Here is a 4536-nt window from a genome sequence, read left to right on the forward strand (position 1 = left end):
TGCAGACCTTTCGTCATGGCCTCCTACCTTTCTTTCGGGCCTTACTGGCCGAATGTATCAGCGCCCCTCCATATGGGACGCTGCTTGCTGACAGCTCTAGTTATATCCAATTTCCACCCGCAATTCCACCTCGCCCCCGAACGGTCAGCAAAGTACGATGAACGGTATATCGCATATGATTTCCCATGATGCACTTCAGTTTCGTAAAGCAGATTTTCCTAGGTAAACGTTATTTTTCTAAGAAATCAAGATTCCACACTCAAAGTTATCCATGATTCAAAATTGCATAGAGAAAACGGTTTTCTGCATATATATGACGCTTGTCCTCGATTCGACCTACATTCGATTATATTCAGCTTGCTATCATTCTTATTCATACATTCTCACCAGTTGAGTGAGGATATAGATCGCTTACTCAAGGCACCGGACGTAAGTGCTTCGGCTCGTCAGCGTTAGAAGTAGGTAAAGATACCGTTCGCGCGATACGCCCGTGCCATAGGTCGACTAAATTGAGACAATAGAGAACAGTGTTAGGCTACCGTCCCCTGTAGGGACTGAACGGACAGATGCATATGTCGAGCAAAATCGAAAAGAAGCAAGCCGCCGCAAAGCTGCGCAAACCGCCGCGCGACTTCTCGTATACGCAGAACCGAGAGCTCAGCTGGCTACGCTTTGATAACCGCGTGCTTGACGAGGCATTCGACGAGACCGTTCCTTTGTTCGAGCGTCTAAAGTTCGTGTCGATCTTCGAGTCCAACCTCGATGAGTTTCTCATGGTGCGCGTGGGCGGCCTGTCCGACCTGGCAGAGCTAAAAAAACAGCCTGTCGATAACAAGAGCAATATGACCGCCTCCGAACAGGTCGATGCCGTCATGGCCGAAATGCCCGGGCTCCTTACCCGTTGGGAGTCCATCTTCAAGAGCATCGAGGGCAAACTCGACGCCCTGGGCGTTCACCGCGCTCGCGTCGATTCGCTTACGCCCGAGGAGCGCACCTTTGTCACCCGCTACTTCCAGGCCTACGTGTCGCCGGTCATCTCGCCGTTGGTCATTGACCCGCGCCACCCCTTCCCCAACCTGCGCAACGGCGCACTCTATCTAGCTTGCGGACTGGACGGTGTCACGGACGAGGAAAGTCTGCTGGGCCTCATCGAGATTCCCGCCTCGATGAACCGCGTGGTCGAGATTCCCTCGCCCGCCGGCACCTACTCCTACATCTTGCTCGAGGACGTCATTCTTGCCTGCTTGGACAGCTGCTTTGGCTCCTATAAGCCGCTCGACCGCGCTCTGATCCGCGTCACCCGCAATGCCGATATCGACCCGGACGGCGAGGGCGTCGAGGAGGAAGAGGATTACCGCCAGCACATGAAGCGCATCCTCAAAAAGCGCTTGCGCCTGCAGCCGGTGGTGCTTGCCGTCTCCGGTTCGCTCGAGAAGGCGACGCTCAAGACCATCCGCAAAGCGCTTGAGCTTTCGCGCCGCTCGGTTTTTACCTGCGATATCCCGCTCGACCTGGACTACGTCTTTGGCATCGAGGGCAAAATTCCCGAGCACCTGCGCAACGAGCTCCTCTTTACGCCGTTTAAGCCGCAGCCCAACCCCACCATCGACATGTCCCGCTCCATTCGCGAGCAGGTGCTGCAGGGCGACAAGTTGCTCTTTTACCCCTACGAGGCCATGAATCCGTTCCTGGACCTGGTACACGAGGCCGCCTACGACCCCGAGTGCATCTCGCTGCGCATCACGCTCTACCGCGTGGCCAAGCAGAGTCGTCTGTGCGAGTCGTTGATTGACGCCGCCGAGAACGGCAAAGAGGTCACGGTGCTCATGGAGCTCCGCGCGCGCTTTGACGAGCAAAATAACATCGAGTGGGCAGAGCGTCTGGAAGAAGCGGGCTGCACCGTTATCTATGGCTCCGAGGGCTTTAAATGCCACTCAAAGATCTGCCAGCTCACCTATCGCGAGGGCATGGCGCTCACCCGACTCACGCTTTTGGGCACCGGTAACTTTAACGAGAAGACGGCCAAGCTCTACAGCGACTTTATGCTCATGACCGCCCATCCCGGGATCGGCGAAGACGCCAACCTGTTCTTCCGCAACCTGTCGCTGGGCAACTTGCGCGGCGACTACCGCTTTTTGGGCGTGGCGCCCGTCGGCCTTAAGCCACTCATCATGCGCGGTCTGGACCGCGAGATCCAACGCGCTCTCGCCGGCGAGCCCGCGCGCGTATTCTTTAAGCTCAACTCGTTGACTGACCGCGAGGTCATCGACAAGATCGCCGAGGCATCGTGTGCCGGTGTGCGCGTGGACATGATCATCCGCGGCATCTCGTGCCTGAAGCCCAACATTGCGGGCAAGACCGAAAACGTGCACGTACGTTCTATCGTCGGACGCTTCTTGGAGCACGCGCGCGTCTATGCCTTCGGCGTGGACTCGGACATGATCTACCTGAGCTCTGCCGACATGATGACGCGCAACACCGAGCATCGCGTAGAGATCGCCTTCCCCGTGCTCGACCCCACCTGCCGCGCGCTGGTGCACGAGTACATGGGCGTGCAGCTGCGCGACAACGTGAAGGCACGCAGCCTGACGAGCGACGGCACCTGGGTTCCCGTAGAGCGAAAAGAGGGTGAGAAGCCCTTTAACTCGCAGGAGTTCCTGTTGGAGCGCGCTTATCGCAACGCCGAGTCCGCAGCCGTGGCTTCGGAGCCCGTCGCCAAAGCAAAACCGGAATCCGCACCTGTTCTGGGCCCCAAGCCCAAGCCCCAGGCGGACGTTCCCAAGGTCCAGAAGGTCCAGGCAACCGTCATTGAACCCGACCTGGAATCCGAACCTGAGCCTGCGCCCCAGCCCCAGCCCCAGCCTCGGCCGCAGACCGTCAAGTCCGCGCCCCATGCAAGCGCCCGCCGCGAGAAACCCGCCGGCAAGACCAAGGCCATCGAGCGCCATCGCCCCGGCCGCGTGCGTATGGGTCTGGGCCTGATCGGCTTAGGCCTTAAGACGCTCATTACCGGCAAGACGAAATAGACGTTTGTAGAAGCGCCCCGTATTTGAGGAATGCCTCAGGTACGGGGCGCTTTTCCCTGCTACCATGGTTGCGGACAACAACGCGAATGACAGGCAGGAATATGAAGCTCACCATAGAATCGATGACGTATGGCGCCGATGGTCTGGCGCACGCCGACAACGGCAAGGCCGTATTTGTGCAGGGCGCCGTGGCGGGCGATACCGTCGAGGTCGAAATCGTGCAGGACGGCAAGTCGTTTATGCGCGCCCGCGCCACCGAGATTCTTGAGCCGAGCCCCGATCGAATTCAGCCTCCCTGCCCCTTCGTGGGCGCCTGCGGTGGCTGCTCGTGGGGCAATCTCTCGCGCACCGCTCAGCTTGCCGCCAAGGAGCAAAACCTGCGCTCCACGCTCGAGCGCATCGGCAAGTTCACCCCTGAGCAAGTCGACGAGCTGGTGCAGCCCATCCGCCACACCAAGGACGATTGGGGCTACCGCAATAAAATTGAGCTCGAACCGACCGTCGTTAACGGCCGCGTTCGTCTTGGCATGCACGGCGTCGATCCCAGCAAGATCGTGACCGTCGATTCGTGCCCGCTGTTCGATAAGCGTTTTCCCAAGGCGCTCAAATCGGTCGTCGGCGCGCTTAACTATCTGAGCGGCAGCCACGACCTGGGCTTGGAGCGCGTGGGCATTCGCGCCTCGCGTCGCACCAAAGCGCTCGAGGTCGCGCTCTGGACGCCCACGGGCTCGTTCCCGCGCTCGCAAGTCTCGCGCGTGCTGGCAGACGCCGCACACCCCACGAGCATAGTGCGCATTATGAGCAAGGGTGAGAAGAAGGCCCGCCGCGTCTCCAAGGTTGAGATGCTCGCCGGTGAGGGCTCCTGGACCGAGAACATCGCCGACGGCCAGATGCGCCTTTCGGCCCCGTCGTTTTTCCAGGTCAACACCAAGGGTGCCGAGATTTTGATCGAGCTTGTCATGGAGGCGCTCGACCCGCAGGAAGACGAACTTGCCGTGGACCTGTATTGCGGAGCTGGAACCTTCACCCTGCCGCTCGCCCGCCGCTGCGACTTTGTTGCCGCCGTCGAGGCCTACGGCCCGGCCGTGCGCGACCTGCGCCGTAACCTGGAGATCAACAAACTCGATAACGTCGATGTCATCGGCGGCGACGCGGTGCGCGAGTTCCCCGATCAGGACGCCGATGTCCTGGTGGTCGACCCGCCGCGTGCAGGCCTCGCCCCCGAGGCGATCGACCTTATCGCCAGCACGAGTGCTCGCGATGTCGCCTACGTGAGCTGCGACCCGGCCACCCTGGCGCGCGATCTCAAACGCTTTGTCGAAGAAGGCACCTTCTCCCCCGTAAAGATCACGCCAGTCGACCTGTTCCCGCAAACCTTCCACTGCGAAACCGTCGTCCACCTCAAGCGTAACTAGACCGTTTGCCCAAGACCACGCCCGATGATTTTTCTGGGACGGGGATAAAAAAAATTTTAACAGTCTAGGAAACGGGTGATGGATCCGGCCCCGAC

Annotated in this window: 2 protein-coding genes; both read left to right on the plus strand. The window is 59.6% G+C overall.

From position 1 onward, the window contains the following. Positions 1-572 precede the first annotated feature (572 nt). Positions 573-3026, plus strand: coding sequence for a polyphosphate kinase 1 (gene ppk1 / locus DXB98_RS09885; RefSeq protein WP_233505158.1), 2454 nt, complete (start codon positions 573-575; stop codon positions 3024-3026). 86 nt (positions 3027-3112) lie between these two features. Further along, on the plus strand, positions 3113-4441 hold the full coding sequence (gene rlmD, locus DXB98_RS09890; RefSeq protein ID WP_117743999.1) for a 23S rRNA (uracil(1939)-C(5))-methyltransferase RlmD: 1329 nt from the start codon (positions 3113-3115) through the stop codon (positions 4439-4441). Positions 4442-4536 lie beyond the last annotated feature (95 nt).

This window comes from Collinsella sp. OM07-12, assembly GCF_003438275.1.
GTDB lineage: Bacteria > Actinomycetota > Coriobacteriia > Coriobacteriales > Coriobacteriaceae > Collinsella.

Excerpts from the sequence above, each read along its gene's own strand:
- rlmD (WP_117743999.1), top strand. The coding sequence starts at position 3,113 with ATGACAGGCAGGAATATGAAGCTCACCATAGAATCGATGACGTATGGC.
- ppk1 (WP_233505158.1), top strand. The coding sequence starts at position 573 with ATGTCGAGCAAAATCGAAAAGAAGCAAGCCGCCGCAAAGCTGCGCAAA.